This is a genomic window from Actinacidiphila rubida (assembly GCF_900110255.1).
Lineage (GTDB): Bacteria > Actinomycetota > Actinomycetes > Streptomycetales > Streptomycetaceae > Actinacidiphila > Actinacidiphila rubida.
In genome coordinates this window covers 53,711-74,273 of sequence record NZ_FODD01000006.1, presented here as the reverse complement: position 1 = coordinate 74,273, position 20,563 = coordinate 53,711, and the positions used below count along the sequence as shown (strand labels likewise).

Annotated in this window: 16 protein-coding genes and 2 tRNA genes; 10 read left to right on the top strand and 8 right to left on the bottom strand. The window is 73.0% G+C overall.

The features are described from left to right. The first annotated feature begins 3 nt into the window (after positions 1-3). Positions 4-1,077, top strand: a complete 1,074-nt coding sequence (locus BMW99_RS07700) for a YlbL family protein (RefSeq protein WP_069462020.1) — start codon at positions 4-6, stop codon at positions 1,075-1,077. Between the two features lie 6 nt (positions 1,078-1,083). On the opposite strand, the gene BMW99_RS07695 is transcribed toward BMW99_RS07700, so the two are convergent. Beyond that, positions 1,084-1,635 (bottom strand): PPA1309 family protein, encoded by a 552-nt coding sequence (locus tag BMW99_RS07695; RefSeq protein WP_069462019.1) that lies wholly within the window; start codon positions 1,633-1,635, stop codon positions 1,084-1,086. Between the two features lie 109 nt (positions 1,636-1,744). Here BMW99_RS07695 and BMW99_RS07690 point away from each other — a divergent pair, with 109 nt between their 5' ends. From BMW99_RS07690 to BMW99_RS07670, 5 genes are all read left to right on the top strand, one after another. After that, on the top strand, positions 1,745-4,714 hold the full coding sequence (locus tag BMW99_RS07690) for a UPF0182 family membrane protein (RefSeq protein ID WP_069462018.1): 2,970 nt from the start codon (positions 1,745-1,747) through the stop codon (positions 4,712-4,714). Positions 4,715-4,766: 52 nt separating this feature from the next. Continuing rightward, positions 4,767-4,840 (top strand) — tRNA-Met (locus BMW99_RS07685). Between the two features lie 168 nt (positions 4,841-5,008). Continuing rightward, entirely contained in the window at positions 5,009-6,892 is a 1,884-nt protein-coding gene (locus BMW99_RS07680) for a tetratricopeptide repeat protein (RefSeq protein ID WP_107451435.1), read from the top strand. A gap of 237 nt (positions 6,893-7,129) precedes the next feature. Next, positions 7,130-7,206, top strand: a tRNA-Met gene (locus BMW99_RS07675). 358 nt (positions 7,207-7,564) lie between these two features. Further along, complete coding sequence (locus BMW99_RS07670) at positions 7,565-8,785, top strand: HEAT repeat domain-containing protein (RefSeq protein WP_069462017.1); 1,221 nt, start codon at positions 7,565-7,567, stop codon at positions 8,783-8,785. On the opposite strand, the gene BMW99_RS07665 is transcribed toward BMW99_RS07670, so the two are convergent. From BMW99_RS07665 to hisN, 3 genes are all read right to left on the bottom strand, one after another. Next, positions 8,755-9,165 (bottom strand): Fur family transcriptional regulator, encoded by a 411-nt coding sequence (locus BMW99_RS07665; protein WP_069462016.1) that lies wholly within the window; start codon positions 9,163-9,165, stop codon positions 8,755-8,757. The two genes, BMW99_RS07670 and BMW99_RS07665, sit on opposite strands and share 31 nt — an antisense overlap. Before the next feature lie 228 nt (positions 9,166-9,393). Further along, complete coding sequence (locus tag BMW99_RS07660; RefSeq protein ID WP_069462027.1) at positions 9,394-9,786, bottom strand: CBS domain-containing protein; 393 nt, start codon at positions 9,784-9,786, stop codon at positions 9,394-9,396. 179 nt (positions 9,787-9,965) lie between these two features. Beyond that, the gene (hisN, locus tag BMW99_RS07655) at positions 9,966-10,766 is read right to left on the bottom strand and encodes a histidinol-phosphatase (protein WP_069462015.1); all 801 of its coding nucleotides are present in this window, start codon (positions 10,764-10,766) and stop codon (positions 9,966-9,968) included. Between the two features lie 215 nt (positions 10,767-10,981). On the opposite strand from hisN, the gene BMW99_RS07650 reads away from it, so the two are divergent. Further along, positions 10,982-11,533 (top strand): TetR/AcrR family transcriptional regulator, encoded by a 552-nt coding sequence (locus tag BMW99_RS07650; protein ID WP_069462014.1) that lies wholly within the window; start codon positions 10,982-10,984, stop codon positions 11,531-11,533. A 24-nt stretch (positions 11,534-11,557) separates the two neighbouring features. Here BMW99_RS07650 and BMW99_RS07645 read toward each other — a convergent pair whose 3' ends face one another. Further along, positions 11,558-13,261, bottom strand: coding sequence for an ABC transporter family substrate-binding protein (locus BMW99_RS07645; protein ID WP_069462013.1), 1,704 nt, complete (start codon positions 13,259-13,261; stop codon positions 11,558-11,560). A 206-nt stretch (positions 13,262-13,467) separates the two neighbouring features. Here BMW99_RS07645 and BMW99_RS07640 point away from each other — a divergent pair, with 206 nt between their 5' ends. From BMW99_RS07640 to BMW99_RS07630, 3 genes are read left to right on the top strand one after another with little or no spacing between them, the layout of a single operon-like run. Beyond that, complete coding sequence (locus tag BMW99_RS07640; protein WP_107451436.1) at positions 13,468-14,451, top strand: ABC transporter permease; 984 nt, start codon at positions 13,468-13,470, stop codon at positions 14,449-14,451. A gap of 14 nt (positions 14,452-14,465) precedes the next feature. Further along, on the top strand, positions 14,466-15,425 hold the full coding sequence (locus BMW99_RS07635; protein ID WP_069462011.1) for an ABC transporter permease: 960 nt from the start codon (positions 14,466-14,468) through the stop codon (positions 15,423-15,425). Next, positions 15,422-17,614, top strand: a complete 2,193-nt coding sequence (locus BMW99_RS07630; RefSeq protein WP_075016482.1) for a dipeptide ABC transporter ATP-binding protein — start codon at positions 15,422-15,424, stop codon at positions 17,612-17,614. Before BMW99_RS07635 ends, BMW99_RS07630 begins: the two co-directional genes overlap by 4 nt. A gap of 63 nt (positions 17,615-17,677) precedes the next feature. On the opposite strand, the gene BMW99_RS07625 is transcribed toward BMW99_RS07630, so the two are convergent. The 3 genes from BMW99_RS07625 to aroA all read right to left on the bottom strand — a co-directional run bounded on the left by BMW99_RS07625 (position 17,678) and on the right by aroA (position 20,544). After that, positions 17,678-18,001, bottom strand: a complete 324-nt coding sequence (locus BMW99_RS07625; RefSeq protein WP_069464675.1) for a DMT family transporter — start codon at positions 17,999-18,001, stop codon at positions 17,678-17,680. Between the two features lie 155 nt (positions 18,002-18,156). Then, positions 18,157-19,158, bottom strand: a complete 1,002-nt coding sequence (gene rsgA / locus BMW99_RS07620; protein WP_075016481.1) for a ribosome small subunit-dependent GTPase A — start codon at positions 19,156-19,158, stop codon at positions 18,157-18,159. A gap of 3 nt (positions 19,159-19,161) precedes the next feature. Beyond that, positions 19,162-20,544 carry a 3-phosphoshikimate 1-carboxyvinyltransferase gene (gene aroA, locus BMW99_RS07615; protein ID WP_069463551.1) on the bottom strand — a complete coding sequence of 461 codons (1,383 nt, stop codon included), beginning with the start codon at positions 20,542-20,544 and terminating at the stop codon, positions 19,162-19,164. Positions 20,545-20,563: the final 19 nt, after the last annotated feature.

Genomic DNA, 20,563 nt, shown 5'->3' with positions numbered 1-20,563 from the left:
CCCATGCCACGCCGCACCGCGACGCTGATCGCCTCGACTTTGACGCTCATAGCGCTGCTGTGCGTGGCGCTCCTGACGCCCGCTCCCTACGCGGAGATGTCGCCGGGGCCGACGGTCAACACCCTCGGCGACTACGGCGGCGACACGGTGATCCAGATCTCGGGCCGCCAGACGTACCCCGCCGACGGCCACCTCAACATGACGACGGTGCGGGTGACCGGCGCCGACTACCGGATGAACCTCGTCGAGGCGCTGCTGGGCTGGGCGCGGCACGACGACAAGGTGGTCGAGCACGACACGCTCTACCCGCCGGGGCAGACCGCCGAGCAGGCCGACCAGGAGAACGCCGAGGAGTTCAGCCAGTCCCAGGACAGCGCCAAGGTCGCCGCCCTGGACGAGCTGCACATCCCCGTGCAGTCCCGGGTGATCGTGGCCGCCGTGGTCAAGGGCGGCGCCGCCGAGGGCACGCTGCACGCCGGCGACGTCATCAAGGCCGTGGACGGCACCAAGGTCACGCAGTCCGACCAGGTCGCGCAGCTGGTCACCAAGCACAAGCCGGGCGAGCCGGTGGTCTTCACCGTCGTGCGCGCCGCCGACGTCAAGTCGAAGTCGGCGCCCACCCACCAGGTGACGGTCACCACACGTGAGTCGCACGACCAGGGCCCGTCCCGCGCGGTGGTCGGCATCCAGGCCGGGATCGAGCACACCTACCCGTTCACCATCGACATCAAGCTGGCCGACGTGGGCGGCCCGAGCGCGGGCATGATGTTCGCGCTGGGCATCATCGACAAGCTCACCCCGGGCAACATGACCGGCGGCAACTTCGTGGCCGGCACGGGCACCATCGACGACAACGGGACGGTCGGCCCGATCGGCGGCATCAGCCTGAAGACGATCGGCGCCCGCGACAAGGGCGCGCGGTTCTTCCTCACCCCCGCGGACAACTGCGAGGAGGCCGCCAAGGACGTCCCCAAGGGCCTGACCCTGGTGAAGGTCAAGACCCTCGACGACGCCATGGCGGCACTGACGAACATCAAGTCCGGCAACGACGCGGCGCTGCCCAGCTGCACGGGCTGACGGCCCTCACTCGAAGGTCGCCGCCAGCGCGTCGGCCAGGCCCGGGACGAGGTCGGGGCCGGTCAGCACCTCGGTCGGCGAGTCCTTCTCGCGCAGCCGCACCGCCGACTCGCGGGTGCCGTCCCGCAGCACCGCGACCGTCATCCGCACCTCCTGGCGCTCGGGGTGCCGGGCCACCCAGGACGCCAGCTCGGCGTCGCCCAGACCGTCCGGCATGGCCGCCTCCGCGGACGGCGGCAGCATCAGCCGCTCCACGGTGAGCGCGCAGCCGGCGATCACGTCGGGCCAGGCGATGGTGGCGAGGAACTCGTCGAGGGCGGCGCCGGACGGCAGCTCCTCCTGCTCGATCGGGGTGAGCCCGCCCGTGGTCTCGTCGCCGAGCCCCAGCTGGTCGGCGAGGCCGGGTTCACGGGAGCGCAGGTGAGCGGTGTCGACCAGGGCGAACAGGCGGGCCGGCTGGTCCCAGCCGAGGCCCGACGTGTAGGTGTCGATCTCCAGGACGGCACGGGTCAGCGGGTTCGCCGAGAGCGGTGCGCCCTCATCGGGGGTGTTGGACATGGCCCCCATCCTGCCCGTTCCGTTACCGGAATCGGGAACCGGCCAAAGCGTAGGTAAGTTGCACCAGTGGGCGTCCGACCCGGGACGCCTTTTTCGCGACAGTTCGAAGGTGCGCACCTTGGTATTCCAGATGCCCGAACGCGGCGCGGGCCCGCCGGGACCGCGGGTGAGGGTCGGCCGCCCGTCCCGTGGCGCGCGGTCGCTGCTCATCACCGTCGGCATCCTCGCGGTGCTGATGGTCGCGTTCGTGATGTTCGCGGGGATCTGGACGGACTGGCTCTGGTACCGCTCGGTGCACTTCTCCTCGGTCTTCCGCACCATGCTGTGGACGAGGATCGGGCTGTTCTGCGTCTTCGGCCTGCTGATGGCGCTCGTGGTGGGCGCCAACCTCTACCTCGCGCACCGGCTGCGGCCGCCCCTGAGCGCGATGTCGGCGGAGCAGCAGAACCTGGACCGCTACCGGATGGGCATAGCCCCGTACAAGACGTGGGTGCTGCTGGGGATCTGCGCGATGGTCGGGCTCGTCGCGGGCGGGTCGGCCGCGGCGCACTGGCGGCTGTGGCTGATGACCACCAACGCCACGCCCTTCCACGTCAAGGACCCCCAGTTCCACAAGGACGTCGCGTTCTACGCCTTCGACCTGCCCTGGTACCGCTTCCTGCTCGACTTCGGCTTCGCCGCCGTGGTGCTGTCGCTGGTCGGGGCGGCCGCGGTGCACTACCTGTACGGGGGGCTGCGGATCACCTCGCCGGGCGGCCGCGCCACCGCGGCGGCCACCGGGCACCTGTCGGTGCTGCTCGGCCTGTTCGTCTCGCTCAAGGCGGTCGCCTACTGGCTCGACCGCTACGGCCTGGCGGTGAAGTCCAGCGGCCTGCGCTCCACCGACAACTGGACCGGCCTGCGCTACGTCGACGCCAACGCCTACCTGCCGGCCAAGACGATCCTCTTCTGCATCGCGGTGATCTGCGCCCTGCTGTTCTTCGCCACCCTCTGGCGGCGCACCTGGTCGCTGCCCATGATCGGCTTCGGCCTCATGGTGCTGTCCGCGATCCTGATCGGCGGGCTCTACCCCGCGATCGTCCAGAAGTTCACGGTGCAGCCCAACGAGGCCGCCAAGGAAGCGCCGTACATCCAGAAGAACATCGACGCCACGCGCAAGGCCTACGGCATCGACGGCAGCAAGGTGCAGGAGTACGCCGGCCAGAGCACGACCGACAAGGCGACGCTGCGCAAGGACGTCGCCGGCGCCGCGTCGGTGCGCGTACTCGACCCGAACGTGGTCTCGCCGACGTTCCAGCAGATGCAGCAGTCCCGCGGCTACTACTCCTTCCCCTCCACGCTCGACGTCGACCGGTACGGCACCGACGGCAACGAGCAGGACACAGTGGTCGGCGTGCGCGAGCTGAACACCAGCGGCGTCCCCGAGAACAACTGGGTCAACGACCACTTCAAGTACACGCACGGCTACGGCGTCGTCGCCGCCAAGGGCACCGAGGTCACCGGCTCCTACCCGGTGGGCCAGCCCGTGTACACCGAGCAGAGCCTGCCGACGGGCGGCACGTTCGGGCCGTACCGGCAGCAGATCTACTTCGGTGAGCAGACCACCCAGTACTCGATCGTGGGCGGCCACACCAAGGAGCTGGACTACGTCGACAACCAGGGCGGCGAGCACACCACGAGCTACACCGGCTCCGGCGGCGTCAGCCTGGACAACCCGCTGACGCGCGCCGCCTATGCGGTGACGTTCGGCGAGCCGCAGATCCTGTACTCCGGGGCGATAGGCCACGGCTCGAAGATCCTCTACAACCGCACCCCCAAGGAGCGGGTGGAGGCCGTGGCCCCCTGGCTGACGATCGACGGGGACCCGTACCCGGCGGTGGTGGACGGCCGCGTGCAGTGGATCGTCGACGCCTACACCACCACCAACGGCTATCCGTACGCCTCGCGGACCACGCTGGGCGACACCACCGCGGACGCGCTGACCGACAGCCACCGCGCGGTGGTCCCGCAGCAGAACCAGGTCAACTACATCCGGAACTCGGTGAAGGCGACGGTCGACGCCTACGACGGCACCGTGAAGCTCTACCAGTGGGACACCGAGGACCCGGTGCTCAAGACGTGGATGAAGGCGTTCCCGCACACCGTGCAGCCCAGGAGCGCGATCTCCCCGGACCTGCTGTCCCACCTGCGCTACCCGCAGGACCTGTTCAAGGTGCAGCGGCAGCTGCTGGCGACCTACCACGTGACCACCGCCGCCCAGTTCTACAGCGGCAGCGAGGTGTGGAAGGTGCCGGACGACCCGGCCTCGAAGTCGGGCAAGGCGGTCCCGCCGTACTACCTGAGCATGAAGATGCCGGGGCAGGCCAGCCGTGCCTTCTCGCTGACCACGACGTTCACCCCGACCAGCCGGGCCAACCTGGCGTCGTTCATGGCCGTCGACGCGGACGCCACCAGTCCCGACTACGGGACGATGCGCATCCTCAAACTCAACTCGCCGGTCGACGGGCCGGGGCAGGTGCAGAGCAAGTTCAACTCCGACCGCGACTTCGCGCCGGACCTGAACCTCCTCAAACGCGGGGACTCCACCATCGAGTACGGCAACCTGCTGACCGTCCCGCTCGACGGGGGCCTGCTGTACGTCGAGCCGGTGTACGTGCGCGGCGCGGACCCGGCCATCAACTACCCGCTCCTGCAGAAGGTGCTGGTGGACTTCGACGGCCGGATGGCCTTCAAAGACACCCTGGACGAGGCGCTGGACGCGGTGTTCCAGCCCTCCGGCTCGCCGCCGCCGTCCGCCACCGCTCCGGGAACGGGGACCACTCCGGGCGCGGGCACCACTCCGGGCACGGGCACGACCCCGGGCACGGGTGGCGGGACGGCCACGTCGCCTCCGGCCGGGAGCGGGGGTTCGGCGGACCTGCAGAAGGCGCTGGCCGACGCCCAGCAGGCCTACGGCGACAGCCAGAAGGCCCTGCAGAAGGGCGACTGGACGGCGTACGGCCAGGCGCAGAAGCGGCTGGAGGACGCGCTCAAGCGGGCGCAGGCCGCGGAGCGCGCCGCGCCGGCGATCAAGCACTGAGGGGCCTGACCAGGGGTCATCCCCGTGTCGTGGTACTGTAGGGACACAACGACGCGGGGTGGAGCAGCTCGGTAGCTCGCTGGGCTCATAACCCAGAGGTCGCAGGTTCAAATCCTGTCCCCGCTACTGCACGAAGAGGCTCGGAGTCAATCGACTCCGGGCCTCTTCACTTTTTCGGGGGACCTTTGCCGTGAGGGGTTTGGCGTGACGTCTTGTCGGGAAGTCGACAAAACGCTGAAGTGACCGACTGGCTTGCGGTATACCAGGTGTACGCCGGTATCGGGTGGTGCGACGATGGAGCTCATGGGGGATGGTGCAAGGCTGCTGAACACTCGTCAGATCCATGAGGGGCATGGGTCGGCGAGTGGGACGCCGCTGCCCGCGACCGCGGCCGGCATACTGCCGGCGCCGCGCGCGGCGGAGCCGGGGCGTGAGGACCCCTCGCCCGGTCTGCCCGCGCTGATCAGTGAACTGCCCGACGAGGACACCCTCGCCATGCGCGAGGAGGCCGAGATAGAGGCCCGGCACCGCCGCGCCGCGGAGCAGGGCGACCCGGCCGCGATGAGCGCCCTGGGCACCCTCCTGCTGCGCCGCGGCGACCTGGACGGCGCCGAGCCGGTCCTGCGTGCCGCGGTCCAGCACGGCGACCGGGCCGCCGCCAACAACCTGGCCCTGCTGCTGCACCAGCGCGGCTACGGCGACGAGGCCGCCGACTGGTGGCGGATCGCCGCCGTCGCGGGCTCCGCGCCCGCCGCGCACGCGCTCGGCCGGTACTACCGCGAGCGGGGCGACGAGCCCGGCGCCGAGTACTGGCTGCGGCAGTCCGCCGACGCAGGGCACGCGCTCGGTGCGTACGCCCTCGCGGACCTGATCGAGCACCGCCAGGAGGACGGCGCCGAGCAGTGGTTCCGGCTCGCCGCCGAGCACGGCCACCGCGAGGCCGCCTACCGGCTGGCCCGGATCTGCGCGGACCGCGGCGAGAACCGTGAGGCCGAGCAGTGGTACCGGCAGGCCGCGGCGCGCCGCCACCGGCGGGCCGCGCTGCGCCTCGGCACGCTCCTGGAGGAGCGCGGCGAGACCGCGGAGGCCCAGCGCTGGTACCTGACCGCGGCGCGCGACGGCGAGGCCCGTGCGGCCTGCGCCCTGGGCTTCCTGCTGCGCGACGCGGGCGACATCGACCAGGCCGCGACCTGGTGGCGCCGCGCCGCCCAGGCGGGCGACGGCCAGGCGGCGAACGCGCTCGGCGCGCTGCACGCCCAGGAGGGCGAGACGCAGACCGCCGAGCGCTGGTACCGCACGGCCATGGAGGCCGGTGACGTCAACGGCGCCTACAACCTGGGCCTGCTGTGCGCCGGCCAGGGCCGCAGCGCGCAGGCCGAGCAGTGGTACCGCAAGGCCGCGTACGCCGGGCACCGCGAGGCGGCGAACGCGCTGGCCGTGCTGCTGCTGCAGCGCGGCGACGCGGCGGGCGCCGAGCCCTGGTTCTCCAAGGCGGCCGAGGCGGGCAGCATCGACGCGGCCTTCAACCTGGGCATCCTGCACGCGGGCCGGGACGAGACCGACACCGCGCGCCGCTGGTACGAGCGGGCGGCCGCGGCCGGCCACGCCGAGGCCGCGCTGCAGGTCGCGATAGCGCTCCAGCGCGAGGGCGACCTGCACGGCGCGGAGCGGCACCTGCGGTGCGCGGCCGGCGGGGGCAGCCCCGAGGCGGCGTTCCGGCTCGGCGCGCTGCTGGACGCCGCACGGGACCCGGAGGGTGACGCCTCCGGCGCCGGCGTGGGTGAGGAGGCCGAGGAGTGGTACGAGCGGGCGGCCCGCCAGGGCCACCGCCGCGCCCAGGTGCGGCTCGGCATGCGCGCGGCCAAGCGCGGCGACGCGGAGCACGCCGGGCACTGGTACCGGCTGGCCGCCGAGGCCGGGTCGCGCAACGGCGCGTTCAACCTCGGGCTGCTGCTGGCCCGTGAGGGCAGCGAGCGGGAGGCCGAGATGTGGTGGACGCGGGCCGCGGACGCCGGCCACGGCCGTGCCGCGCTGCGCCTGGCGCTGCTCGCCGCCCGCCGCGGCGCGCTGGCCGAGGCGCAGTCCTGGTGCGCCCGCGCCATCGCCTGCGGCCCGGGCCCGGTGGCCGAGCGCGCCGCACGCCTGCGCGACGCGGTCACCCACGAACTGACGGCGTGACGGCATGACGGCCTGAGAACCTCCGGCCCGGCCCGCCCGCGGACCCGCCGCCCCCAGGGGCGGTGCGTCCCTGGGCGGGCCGCCGCGGTTCCGGCCGTCCGCCGTCACGGACCCGGCGCCGGCCGCCGCACACCCGGCCGGTGGCCGCCCGCCGTCCTCCGGAGGGCGCCGAGCGGGGCGGTGGGGAAAGGGATTTGGTCGATCGGGGTGGCTCAGGCTAAGGTAAAGACACAACGACGCGGGGTGGAGCAGCTCGGTAGCTCGCTGGGCTCATAACCCAGAGGTCGCAGGTTCAAATCCTGTCCCCGCTACCACACAGGACGAGGCCCGGAGGCGCAAGCTTCCGGGCCTCGTCCCTTTGCCGGCCCTCCCTCGGCTTTCCTCGGCCTTCCTTTGTCCCCGGTTCGGCCCCGGTTCGACCTTGCTTCGGCATCGCGTCGGCCTCCGCTCTCTTTTCTTTCGTCACACTTCGGGCAAAGTCCGCGCTAGCTGCCTGGCCGGAGCGGGTGCGTCTTGCGATCCTGTGAGGGTACGAGCGCCGGGCCGAGCCTGGAGGCGGGATTGCTGCGCAGACGGCGGGGGCGGGCCACGGCCACGACCGCGGCCCTGACCGTGGAGGGCGGGAGCTGGGCTGCCTGGTGTGCTTCGGCGGCCGTGGGAAGCCCCGAATCAGTGCGGCACCTGCTCACCCAGTTGCGGGCGGTGCTGACCACCGGGCCGTCGGGCGCCCGGACCGCGGCGCTGGACGCGCTGTCGCAGGCTCCGGCGCGTCTGCTGCTGCTCCTGGACCGGCACGCCCGCCCGGGCCCGCCGGTGAGCGGCCCCGCCGGGCCGCTGCGGCTGTTTCTCGACTCCCTGGACGCCCGGGGCATGACCCGCCAGGCGGCGGTCGAGGGCCTCGCCGCGTGCGGTGGGCCGCTGGCCGCGGCGGCGCTGGCGCTGCGCACCGACGACTGGGCGGCGGAGGTCAGGCAGCGGGCGACGAGCGCGCTCATGATGCGCAGCGCGCCGGACGAGGTGGCCGCCGCGGTCCGGGTGCTGCTGCGGATGGAGCACCGTACCCGGGCCGGCGGGCTGCTGGCGGACTACCGGGCCGCGCTGTCCACGCCCCCGCACCGCCGCGCGGTGCGCGCGCTGGCCGCCGACGCCGACCCGCCGGCCCGCAGGTTCGGCGTCGAACTGGCCCTGGACCTGGGCGAGTACGTGCCCGGGGACCTGCTGCGGGCCGCGCTCTACGACGGGGACCAGGTGTGTCGCAGGTTGTGCGCGCAGCGGCTGCTGGAGATCGAGCCGGCGCAGGCGGGCCGGCTGCTGACCGCCAAGGGGGCCGGCGTGCGGGAGCTGGCGGTGGCCGCGCTGCCGCCGGACGTCCCGGCCAAGCACCTGGTGCCGCTGCTGGCCGACCGGGCCCGGATGGTGCGGGCGCAGGCCCGCTGGCAGCTGTACCAGCGCGGCGAGCCGCCCGCCGAGGTGTACCGGGTGCAGCTGCGCAAGGCGGTCAAGGCCACGAGTACCGCGCAGCGGCTGCTGGTGGGGCTGGTGGTCGGGCTCGGCGAGTGCGGTGACGCCTCGGACGCGCGGCTGCTGGGCGGGCTGCTGGGCAGCCCGCAGCCGGCGGTGCGCCGGGCGGCCGCCCACGGGGTGGCGCGGTTGGCCGCGCCGGACCAGCTCGTCGGGCTGCTGGGTCCGCTGGCCAACGACCCGGATCCGGGAGTGGCGCGTGAGGTGTTCGAAGGGCTGAGCCGGGTGCCGCACGAGGTGCCGCCGGAGACGCTGTGGATCGGCAGGACCCGCACCGAGCCGGCCGTGCGCCGGCTCGCCGAGCGCATCGGCGCCCGGCGTCCCGGCCAGGCGGGAGGGGCTTACGCGCAGTCCGGGCAGACGCCGCGGTAGGTGACCTCGACCTCGGAGACGGTGAAGCCGAACCGCTCGCCCGCGGGGAGCGCGGCCAGCGGGTCGCCGTGCGGGTGCACGTCGCGGATGGTGCCGCAGCGCGAGCAGACCAGGTGCTGGTGCGGGCGGTGGGCGTTCGGGTCGTAGCGCTTGGCCCGCCCGTCGGTGGCCACCTCGATGACCTCGCCGATGCTCACCATCTCGCCGAGCGTGTTGTACACCGTCGCCCGGGAGATCTCCGGGAGCCGCGCGGTGGCACGGGCGTGCACCTCGTCGGCGGTGAGGTGGACGTGCTCGCCGTCGAGGACCTCGGCCACGACACGCCGCTGCGCGGTCATACGCCACCCGCGCTCGCGCAGGCGTTCCAGCAGGTCGCTCATGCGTACACCCTAACAGCGGCGGTCCTGAAAACGAATAGATCCGTGACTGGTCAGGCTCTTGACTTAGACTCTGTCTATCGTAGGATCTGTTTCACGGCCCCTGAGCCGTGTGTTCGGCAAGCGGGTGGAGGCAGCGGTCCATGGCCCTCCGCGCCTCGCCCACCGCTTGACCGCCGAGGCCGATGGGGCCGGACGCCATAGGGCTCCGGCCCCATCGCCGTGTCGCGGTCAGGCCGGCACCGTCGAGTGGGCCGCCGCCCAGCACTTCACGATGTCGCGGACGGAGACCACCCCCACCGCGTCCTGGCCGTCCAGCACGATCAGGTGGCGGAAGCCGCCGTGGAGCATGGCGGCCGCGGCCTCCTCCAGCGTCCAGTGCGGTGTGGCGAAGACGACGTCGGTGGTGGTGTGGGCGTGGCTGGGCTCATGGTCGGGGTCGAGTCCCGCGCCGATCGCGTTGAGGACGTCGCGCTCGGTCAGGATGCCGAGGCCGCACGTGTCGGGGTCGAGGACGATGGCTGCGCCGACGCGGCGGGCGGACATCAGCTGGGCGGCCTGGCGGAGGGTGTGGGCGGGGCCGATGGTGAGGACCACCGTGGTCATCGCGTCGCGGACCAGCATGAAGGGCACCTCCTTGGGGGTGAAGCCTTCCGTTGGGGGCGGGCACCGGCCGCCCGTGAAAGTTTTCACAAGTTCACAAGCTCCGGCACCTTCATGGTCACATGCGCGTCCGCGACGGGCAAGGGGGCGTGCGCGGCCCAACTCCCGCGCGCGGGTGGTCCGATGCGCCGCCCCCCGGGTCAGGGGCGGCGCTCCAGGTACGCCAACAGGTCCTTGTGCAGCAGGCCGTTGGAGGCCGCGGCGTTCCCGCCGTACGGACCCGGCTCGCCGTCGAGCGAGGTGAACGTGCCGCCGGCCTCCCGCACGATCACGTCGTTGGCCGCCATGTCCCACAGGTTGAGTTCGGGCTCCGCGCAGATGTCGACCGAGCCCTCGGCGACCATCATGTAGGGCCAGAAGTCGCCGTAACCGCGGGTGCGCCAGCAGGTGCGCGTCAGGTCGAGGAAGCCGTCGAGGCGGCCCTGGTCCTCCCAGCCGCCCAGCGAGGAGTACGCGAACGACGCGTCCTCCAGCCTGCCGACGCGCGAGACGTGCATGCGGGTCGCGGAGGACAGGCTGCGCCCGGTGTACGCGCCGCCCCCCTTCGTCGCCCACCAGCGGCGGCCGAGCGCCGGTGCCGACACGACGCCGACCACCACCTCGTCGCCGCCCTCGCCGCGCACCGCCAGCGCGATCAGCGTCGCCCACACGGGCACGCCGCGCACGTAGTTCTTGGTGCCGTCGATCGGGTCGACGATCCAGCGGCGGGCGCCGCCGCCGTCGCTGCCGAACTCCTCGCCCAGCACCGCGTCGCGCGGGCGCGCGCGGCCCAACTGGTGGCGGACGACCTCTTCCGCTGCCTTGTCCGCCTCGGTGACCGGGGTCAGGTCCGGCTTCGTCTCGACCTTGAGGTCGAGCGCCTTGAAGCGGGCCATCGTCGCTGAGTCCGCGGCGTCGGCCAGGACGTGGGCCAGTCGGAGGTCGTCGTTGTAGTCGGCCATGAGCCGAACAGTAGCGATCCGGCTGTGCCCGGGCCATCAGCGGGCCCGGCAGGGCGCGCGGTTATCCGGCCGGCTCGCGCTGTTCGAGCGTTCACACGAACGCGCCGCCGCGCTTGCACGGAGCTGACGCGGAGCCTTGACAGACCCCGCGGCCGCGTCAATTCTGCACCCACGCGCGCAGGCCGCCACGGGCGCGACGGGGTCGGGAGGCGACGATGCCCACAGCCAGGGACTCGCTCCTCGACGCGGCGTTCGACGCACTCGGCAGCAGGCCCTGGACCGCGGTCCGGATGGTCGAGGTGGCGGCGGCGGCCGGGGTGTCCCGGCAGACCCTCTACAACGAGTTCCACAGCAAGGACGGCCTGGCCAGAGCGCTGGCGCTGCGCGAGACCGACGCGTACCTGGCGGGCGCCGAACGGGCGCTGGCGCTGGCCGGGCGGGACGGCGGCGACCCGGGGGAGTGCTTCGCGGCGGCGGCCGGCTGGACGCTGCGCGGCGCCCGCGGCAGCCCGCTGGTCCGCGCCGGCCTGACCGGCCCCCGCACCCAGCCGCCGCTGCCCGACCTGGTGGGCGCACTGCACGAACGCGCCGTCGACGCGCTGGTGGCCGGGTTCCCGCGGCTGCGCCGCGACACCGTCGCGTGGGCCTGCGAGGCCGCGATCCGCCTGACCCTCTCCTACGTCATCGCGCCCGCGCCCAGCGACGAGGAGGCGTGCCTGCGGGTGGCCCAGCTCGTGCGGAGTCTGCTGGCACCGCCCGCGGCGTGACCACCGCGGGCGGGCCGTCGCCTGCTACTTGGTCCAGCCCATCGTGTTGTAGTTCCAGTCGGCGAGGCCCGACGCCCCGAAGTTGGCCAGGCCCTTGCGGACCGCGAGGATCTGCGGGCGCTGGTAGAGCTCGATGGAGTGCACCTGCTGCCAGATCTGGGTGTCCGCCCGGTTGTACAGGGCGTCGGACGCGGCCTGGTCGGTGGTCCGCGCGGCCTGGTCCAGCAGCTGCTGTATCTGAGGGGTGGTGACCCGCCCGTAGTTGCCGTACACCTGCTGGCCCTTGGGCGCCTGGAAGGTGGAGTAGAGCAGCGTGTGGAAGATCGCGTCGACGTTGCGGAAGCTCACCAGGTCGAAGCCGCCGGTGTCGACGTACTTCTCGAAGTAGTCGTTCGCCGGGACCTGGCGGATGTGGACGACGACGCCGGCCTGGGCGAGTTGGGCCTGGACGAGCTGGGCCTGGTCGGTCGCCGAGGAACTGGAGCCGGCGCTCAGTACGTAGTCCAGGGTGAGCTGCCTGCCGTCCTTGGTCCTGGCCTTGCCCGCGCCGTTGTCCTTCCAGCCCGCCTGGTCCAGCAGCTGCTTCGCGCCCGCCAGGTCGTACGTCCCCCAGTGCCCGCTGTTGTCCTGGTAGCCCTGCTGGTTGGGCATGAAGAAGTGGTTGCCCAGCGGCCGGACCGGGAACGGCAGGTCCTTGGAGAAGGCCTCCACCAGGCCCTTCCGGTCGATCGCCAGGTCCACCGCCTGGCGCACCCGCAGGTCCTGCAGCGGCCCGCGCGCGCCGTTGAGGGTGATGTGCACCTCGTCCCAGCGGGCGCCGTGGCGGATGTCGGTGCCGGGCGAGCCCGACAGCCGCTTGTAGTCCTCGGGCAGGATCGCCGAGGCGTAGTCGATCTCCTTGTTGAGGTACGCGTCCGTCTGCGCGGACGCGTCCAGCGACCGGTAGATGATCGCGTCCAACTTGGGCTTGGCGCCCCACCAGTTCGGGTCCGGCACGGTGGTGACCGTCTGCGCGGTCCGGTCGTAGGAGCTGATCTTCCAGGAGTTGCCGGTGATCGGGACCTTCGTCAGCCAGCCCTTGTTGAACAGGTCGGGCGTGGCGATGGAGGGCGCCGGCAGCAGCGGGCGGAACAGCCGCTGCCAGTCGGCGTAGGGAGTGCGGAAGGTGACCCGCGCCTCCTGGTCGCCGGCGCCGCGCGTCACGGAGGCGATCTGGTCGTAGCCGCTGGTGTCGGCCACCAGGAAGCGGTCGTCGGTGCCGTTGAGCGCCTTCCACTGGGTGGCGAAGTCCTGCCAGCTCAGCTGCCTGCCGTCCGACCACCTGGCCTTGGGGTTCAGCCGGTAGGTGACCACCTGTGGGCTGGTGGACGTCACCTGCGCGGAGACCAGGAAGTCCTTGTCGAGCACCGAGTTGCCGTGGGCGTCGAAGGTGAACAGGCTCGGCTCGACCTGCTGCACGATGCTCTGGCCGTCGCCCTGCGTGCCGTCGACCTGGTAGAAGTTCCACTGCGAGACCCACTGCTGGATCGCCATCTTCACCGTGCCGCCCTGCCGCACGTTCGCCGCCGGCTGCGGGTCGATTTCCTGCGAACCGGCCGCGGGGGCCGCCGAACTCCGCTTCGGATCCGGCTTGCCGTCGGAGGAGCCGCTGCTGCAGCCCGCCACCGCCAGCACTGCCGCGAGGGCGACCGCGCCCGCGGTCGCGGATCTGCCGAAGGTCCCTGGCATGAGCAACTCCTCCTGTGGTGCGGCAGTGTGCGGCCTGTGCAGCAGTGTGCAGCCGGCACTCAGGTCCCAACAGACCCAGAGTGGCCACACCGTAGACCGGCATCCGGACACCACGAGTCGCTCTGCGGATGTTGACATGATCTCTTCACAATGCGGCAATGTGAGGACTCGAAGATCGGATGGACCCGACGGAGAGGACCGCCGACGTGCTCGCGTATCTGGCGAGAAGGCTTGGCTACTACGTGGCACTGCTGCTGATCGCGGTGTGCCTGTCGTATGCGCTGGCCGCCACCGCGCTGCAGCCGCGCGCCTACTTCGAGGCGCGGCAGCCACCGCCCCGGCCCGCGGCCGTCGACGCGCAGCTCACCGCGCTCGGCATCAACGACCACACCCCGCTGGCCGAGCGCTTCGGCCACTGGGCCGGCCACGCCGTGCGCGGCGACCTCGGCCGCACCATCGACGACGGCTCCGTCGACGACGAGTTCGGCCGCCGGGTCGGGGTGAGCCTGCGGTTGCTGATCGCCGGCACCGTCCTGGGCACCGTGTTCGGGGTGCTCGCCGGCGCCTGGACCGCGGTCCGCCAGTACCGGCTCCCCGACCGGCTGGTCACCCTCGGCTCGTTCCTGCTGCTGTCCACCCCGGTGTTCCTGCTCGCCGTGCTGCTCAAGATCGGCGCGATCCGGCTGAACCAGGCACTGGGCTCGGACGTCATCCAGTTCACCGGCGAGAAGACCCCCGGCCTCCAGGGCGGCTTCCTGACGCACCTCAGGGACCGGGCCGTGCACCTGCTGCTGCCGAGCCTGTCCATCGGCCTGGTCACCGTCGCGCTCTACAGCCGCTACCAGCGCAACACGATGCTGGACGTGCTGGGTTCGGACTACCTGCGCACCGCGCGGGCCAAGGGGCTGACCCGGCGCAGGGCGCTGCTCAGGCACGGGCTGCGCACCGCGCTGATCCCGATGTCGACGTTCTTCTCCTACAACTTCCTCGCCCTGTTCACCGGCGCCATCTTCACCGAGGCGATCTTCGGCTGGCACGGCATGGGCGAGTGGCTGGTCGCGTCGATCGCCAAGGACGACGTCAACTCGGTCGTCGCGGTGAGCACCTTCGCGGCCGTCGTCGTCCTGCTGTCCGGCTTCCTCGCCGACCTGCTGCACGCCGCGCTCGATCCCCGTATCCGCCACTCCTGACAGGGCCGATCCCCATGGCTACCGCACCCGAGGCCCTGCTCGCCGGGGCCGCAGACGACGGCACCCTCCTCGCGCCGCCCGGACGCACCCGGGTGGTGCTGCGGCGGTTCGCCGCTCACCGCACCGCGCTCGCCGGGCTCGCCGTGGTGGTCCTGCTGTTCGTCCTGGCCTTCGCCGGCCCGCACCTGACGCACTGGAGCTACAGCGACGTCGACTACACCGCCCTGCGGTCGGCACCGTCGGCACGCCACTGGTGGGGCACCAACAGGATCGGGCAGGACGTGTTCGCGCAGACCGTGCGCGGGCTCCAGAAGTCCCTGGTCATCGGGCTGCTGGTGGGGGTGCTGGCGACCGGCGCGGCGGCCGCGGTCGGGGCCTGCGCCGGCTACTTCGGCGGCTGGACGGACCGGCTGCTGACGTTCACCACCGACCTGCTGCTGATCTTCCCCGGCTTCCTGGTCATCTCGGTCGTCTCGCCCCGGCTGAAGGGCGGCGGCTGGCTGGTGTTCGCCTTCCTGCTCGCCTTCTTCGCCTGGATGGTCACCGCCCGCGTCGTGCGCTCCATGACGATCTCGCTGCGGGAGCGCGAGTTCGTCCGCGCCGCCCGCTACATGGGGGTGGGGCCGGTGCGGATCATCGTCCGGCACATCCTGCCCAACGTCGCCTCCTTCCTGATCATCGACGCCACCATCGCGGTCGGCACCGCGGTGATGAGCGAGACCGCGCTGTCCTACTTCGGCTTCGGCGTGCAGCCGCCCGACGTCTCGCTCGGCACGCTCATCGCCGACGGGACCACCGCGGCCGTGACCTACCCGTGGATGTTCTTCTTCGCCGCCGGGCTGCTCGTGGTGTTCGTGCTCGCGGTCAACCTGATCGGCGACGGGCTGCGGGACGCCCTGGACCCCACCTCGCGCGGTCCGGGCGGTCCGGGCCGGCGGCAGCGGCGGCGCCTGGCGAAGGCGGGTGCCAGGTGAGCGACGTCGTGCTCGACATCCGCGGCCTGACCGTCGACTTCCGCGGCGCGCCCGCCGTGCGCGGCGTCGACCTCACGCTGCGCCGCGGTGAAGTCCTGGGCCTGGTCGGCGAGTCCGGCTCCGGCAAGTCGGTGACCGCGCTCGCGGCGATGGGCCTGCTGCCCGACAGCGCGCGCGTGGGCGGCTCCGTCCGGCTGGACGGCACCGAACTGGTCGGCGCCTCCGACGCCGCGCTGTCCCGGCTGCGCGGCAACCGCATCGCCATGGTCTTCCAGGATCCGCTGACGGCGTTCACGCCCGTATACCGGATCGGCGACCAGATCGTGGAGGCGATCCGCACCCATCAGGACCTGCCGCGCGCCCAGGCCGCGCGGCGCGCCGTCGAACTTCTCGACCTGGTCGGCATCCCCGAACCCGCCCTGCGCGCCCAGGCGTTCCCGCACGAGTTCTCCGGCGGGATGCGCCAGCGCGCGATGATCGCGATGGCCGTCGCCAACGACCCGGACGTGCTGCTCGCCGACGAGCCGACCACCGCGCTCGACGTCACCATCCAGGCCCAGATCCTCGACGTGCTGCGCACCGCCCAGCGCGAGACCGGGGCGGCGCTGCTGCTGGTCAGCCACGACCTCGGGGTCATCGCGGGCAGCGCCGACCGGGTGGCGGTGATGTACGCCGGGCGGATCGTGGAGAGCGCCGAGGTGGAGACGCTCTTCGCCCGGCCCCGGATGCCGTACACGCTCGGCCTGATCGGCGCCGTCCCGCGGCTCGACGGGGGCCCCGGCGAGCCCACCGGCCCGGGGGCGCTCGCGGGCGACGTGGCGCTCGCCGGCGACGGGGCCGCACCGGGCGTCCTGGTACCGATCCCGGGCACGCCGCCGCGGCCGGACGCGCTGCCGCCCGGCTGCGCCTTCGCCCCGCGCTGCCCGCTGGCGCAGGACCGCTGCCGGCACGCCGAGCCCGAACTGCTGCCACTCGGCACCCCCGACGGCACCCCCGACGGCACCCCCGACGGCGCGGCCGCCGTCCCGGCCGACGTCCCGGGCGCGGCACGCGACGCCGCCGGGGAGCACCGGGCGGCGTGCGTACGGCACGCGGACGTCGCCGGACTCGCCCCGCTGGACGTCTTCCCCGTCCCGCCGGCCGAACGGGTCGCCGCCCCCCGGTCCTCGAAGCGCCCGGAGACCGCCGAGGTGCTGCGGGTCAGCGGGCTGGCGAAGACCTTTCCGCTGCTGAAGGGCGCGGTGTTCAAGCGCAGGGTCGGGGCCGTGCACGCCGTGGACGGTGTGGACCTCGACATCCGGCAGGGCGAAGTGCTGGGCCTGGTGGGCGAGTCGGGCTCGGGGAAGTCCACCACGCTGTTCGAGATCCTGGAGCTGGCCGGCACCGAGCGGGGCAGTGTCGAGCTGATGGGGCGTCCGGCCACCGGCCTCACCCGCCGCGAGGCGCACGCGCTGCGCGCCCAGGTGCAGATCGTCTTCCAGGACCCGATGGCCAGCCTCGATCCGCGGCAGCCGGTGGGCGACATCATCGCCGAACCGCTGCGCGCGCAGCGCGCCGACCGGGACCGGATCGCCCGCAGGGTGCCCGAACTGCTGCGCCAGGTCGGGCTGGATCCGTCGCACGCGGCCCGCTTCCCGCACGAGTTCTCCGGCGGCCAGCGGCAGCGCATCGGCGTGGCCAGGGCGCTCGCCGTCGACCCGCGTCTGCTGGTGCTCGACGAACCGGTGTCGGCGCTGGACGTGTCCGTGCAGGCCGGCGTGCTCAACCTGCTGCTGCGGCTGCGCGCCGAACTCGGGCTGTCCTACCTGTTCGTCTCCCACGACCTGTCCGTGGTGCGGCACGTCGCGGACCGGGTGAGCGTGATGTACCTGGGCCGGACCGTCGAGGCGGGTGCCGTCGCCGAGGTGTTCGCCCGGCCGCGGCACCCCTACACCCAGGCGCTGCTGTCGGCGGTGCCGCTGCCCGACCCGGTGCGCGAGCGGCGCCGCACCCGCATCCTGCTGGCCGGTGACCCGCCGGGACAGACCGAGCGCGTGACCGGCTGCCGCTTCCGCGGCCGCTGCCCGGTGTTCGCCACGCTCGACGCGCCCGGCCGTGACCGCTGCACCACGGTCGTGCCCGACCTCGCGTCCCACGCCGCCGACCATGTGGCGGCCTGTCACTTCCCGGCGGTACGGACCGTGCTGTGATCCCGCGGGGGCCCACCCCGCGTCGTCCCGCCCGCAGGCGACGTGACGACGAAACGACGGAACCTAGTGCGAGGAGCCGGAGATCTGCAGGCCGATGACGCCGAGGATGACCAGGGAGATCGACGCCAGCTTCAGGGCGGAGACCACGTCGCCGAGGAAGGCCATGCCGTAGATCGCGGTGCCCGCGGCGCCGATGCCGGTCCAGACCGCGTACGCCGGGCCGACGTCCAGCTTCTTCAGGGACAGGGTGAGCAGGCCGAAGGAGCCCAGTGCGAACAGGGCGAACGCGACGGTCGGCCACAGCCGGGTGAAGCCGTGCGACAGCTTCAGGCACACGGCGAACCCGGTTTCGAAGAGCCCCGCGACCACCACGAGGAGCCAGGCCATCGCGTGCCTCCGTTTCTCCGCCGGGGCCCTGCTCGGCCCCGCTCACTACGCCGTACGGCACGGCGTCCGGCACGCCGTGCGCTGTCGATCATCACACAGCATGCCCGGTGTGCGTGAGCGCCTTCGCGCACCCGCCGCCAGTCGGGCGGCCCGGCTCAGTCGCCCTCGCGCCGTTCGCGGGTCGACAGCAGGCGCCGCAGCGAGTCCAGCCGGGCCGGCTCGGCGTGACCGGTGGCCACCCACTCGTCGAGCGCGCAGTCCGGTTCGTCGTGCGAGCAGGCGCGCGGGCAGTCCACCGTGCCCGGCTCCAGGTCGGGGAACGCGTGGATGACCCGCGAGGGGTCGATGTGCGCGAGGCCGAAGGACCGTACGCCCGGGGTGTCGATCACCCAGCCGGCGTCACCGGGCAGCGGCAGCGCCAGCGCCGAGGTGGTCGTGTGCCGGCCGCGCCCGGTCACCGCGTTCACGTGGCCGGTGGTGCGCTGCCGTTCGACCAGCGCGTTGACCAGCGTGGTCTTGCCGACGCCGCTGTGCCCGACGAACGCGGTGACGCGCCCGGTCAGTTTCCGCAGCACCTCGTCGGCGCCGGCGGTCAGCAGCTCGTCCCGGTTGGTCACCACGTAGTCCAGGTCCAGCGCGCCGTACGTCTCCAGCAGGGGTCCGGCCGGTGCCAGGTCGGACTTGGTGAGCACCAGCAGCGGATTCAGCCCCGCGTCGTAGGCGGCGACCAGGCACCGGTCGATCATCCGCGGCCGCGGCTCGGGGTCGGCGAGCGCGGTGACGATCGCCAGCTGGTCGGCGTTGGCCACCACGACCCGCTCGAACGGGTCGGTGTCGTCCGCGGTGCGGCGCAGCACCGACGAGCGCTCCTCCACCCGGACGATGCGCGCGAGGGTGTCCTTGGCGCCGGACAGGTCGCCGACGACCGCGACCTGGTCGCCCACCACCGCGGACTTGCGGCCCAGCTCCCTGGCCTTCATCGCGGTGATCTCGCGGTCGTCGACGAGGACGGTGAGCCGGCCCCGGTCGACGGTGAGCACCATGCCCTCGGCGGCGTCCTCGTGCTTGGGGCGGATGGTGGTCCGCGGCCGGTTCCCCTTGCGGTTGGGGCGGATGCGGACGTCGTCCTCGTCGGGGTTCTTGCCGTAGCGCCGCACTGCTCAGCCCTGTCCCTGTCCCTGGCTCTGCCGGGACGGCGGCCGGGGCCGCGTGCCGGCGGCGGCGCCGTCCGGGGCACCGAGCATCGCCGTCCACATCTCGGGGAAGTCCGGCAGCGTCTTGGCGGTCGTCCCCACGTTCTCCACGGCGACACCGTCGACGACCAGGCCGAGCACCGCGGCCGCGGTCGCCAGCCGGTGGTCCTCGTAGGTGTGGAAGACCCCGCCGTGCAGCGGGCGCGGGCGGATCCGCAGGCCGTCCTCGGTCTCGGTGACGTCGCCGCCGAGACCGTTGATCTCCTTGGCGAGCGCGGCCAGCCGGTCCGTCTCGTGCATCCGCAGGTGGGCGATGCCGCTCAGCTCCGACTCGCCGTCGGCGAGCGCGGCCACGGCGGCGATCACCGGGGCGAGCTCGCCGACGTCGTGCAGGTCCGCGGTCAGGCCGAGGACGCGGCCCCCGCCGCGGAGGGTCAGACCGCGGTCGGTGAGGTCGCAGGAGCCGCCCATCCGGGTGAACAGCTCGCGCAGGCTGTCGCCCGCCTGAGTGGTGCGCCGCGGCCAGTCGGGCACCGTCACCGTCCCACCGGTGACCAGCGCGGCGGCCAGGAACGGCGCCGCGTTCGACAGGTCGGGCTCGACCGTCAGGTCGCGGCCCAGCAGCGCGCTGGGCGCGACCCGCCACACGTTGCGGGCGCCGCCGTCCTGCGGGGTGTCCACCTTGGCGCCCGCGGTGCGCAGCATGTCCACGGTCATCCGGATGTGCGGCTGCGAGGGCAGGGTGCGGCCGGTGTGGCGCAGCTCCAGACCCTTGTTGAAGCGCGGGCCTGACAGCAGGAGCGCGCTCACGAACTGGGAGGACGCCGACGCGTCCACGTCCACCGCTCCGCCGGTCAGCGAGCCCGCGCCGTGCACGGTCATCGGCAGCGAGCCGCGCCCCTCGTCGTCGATCCGGGCGCCCAGCACCCGCAGCGCGTCGATCACGCCGTGCAGCGGCCGCTCGTACGCCCGCGCGTCGCCCTCGAAGCGCACCGGGCCGTCGGTGAGCGCGGCGACCGGCGGCAGGAAGCGCATCACGGTGCCCGCGTTGCCCACGTCCACCCGCGCCGGGCCGTGCAGGCCGGCCGGGATGATCCGCCACGCCTCGCCGCCGTCGGGGTTGACCATCTCGTCGATCTGCACGCCCATCGCGCGCAGGGCGTCGGCCATCAGCACGGTGTCGCGGCTGCGCAGCGGGCGCCGCACCCATCCGGGCTCGGTCGAGTGGGCGGCCAGCACCAGGGCGCGGTTGGTCACCGACTTGGAGCCGGGAACCCGGACGACGGCCTCCACGGCCCCGGTCGCCACCGGGGCGGGCCATACGTCGCTCTGTGCGGTGCTGTCCGTCATGGTCAGCAAGCGTAGTGGC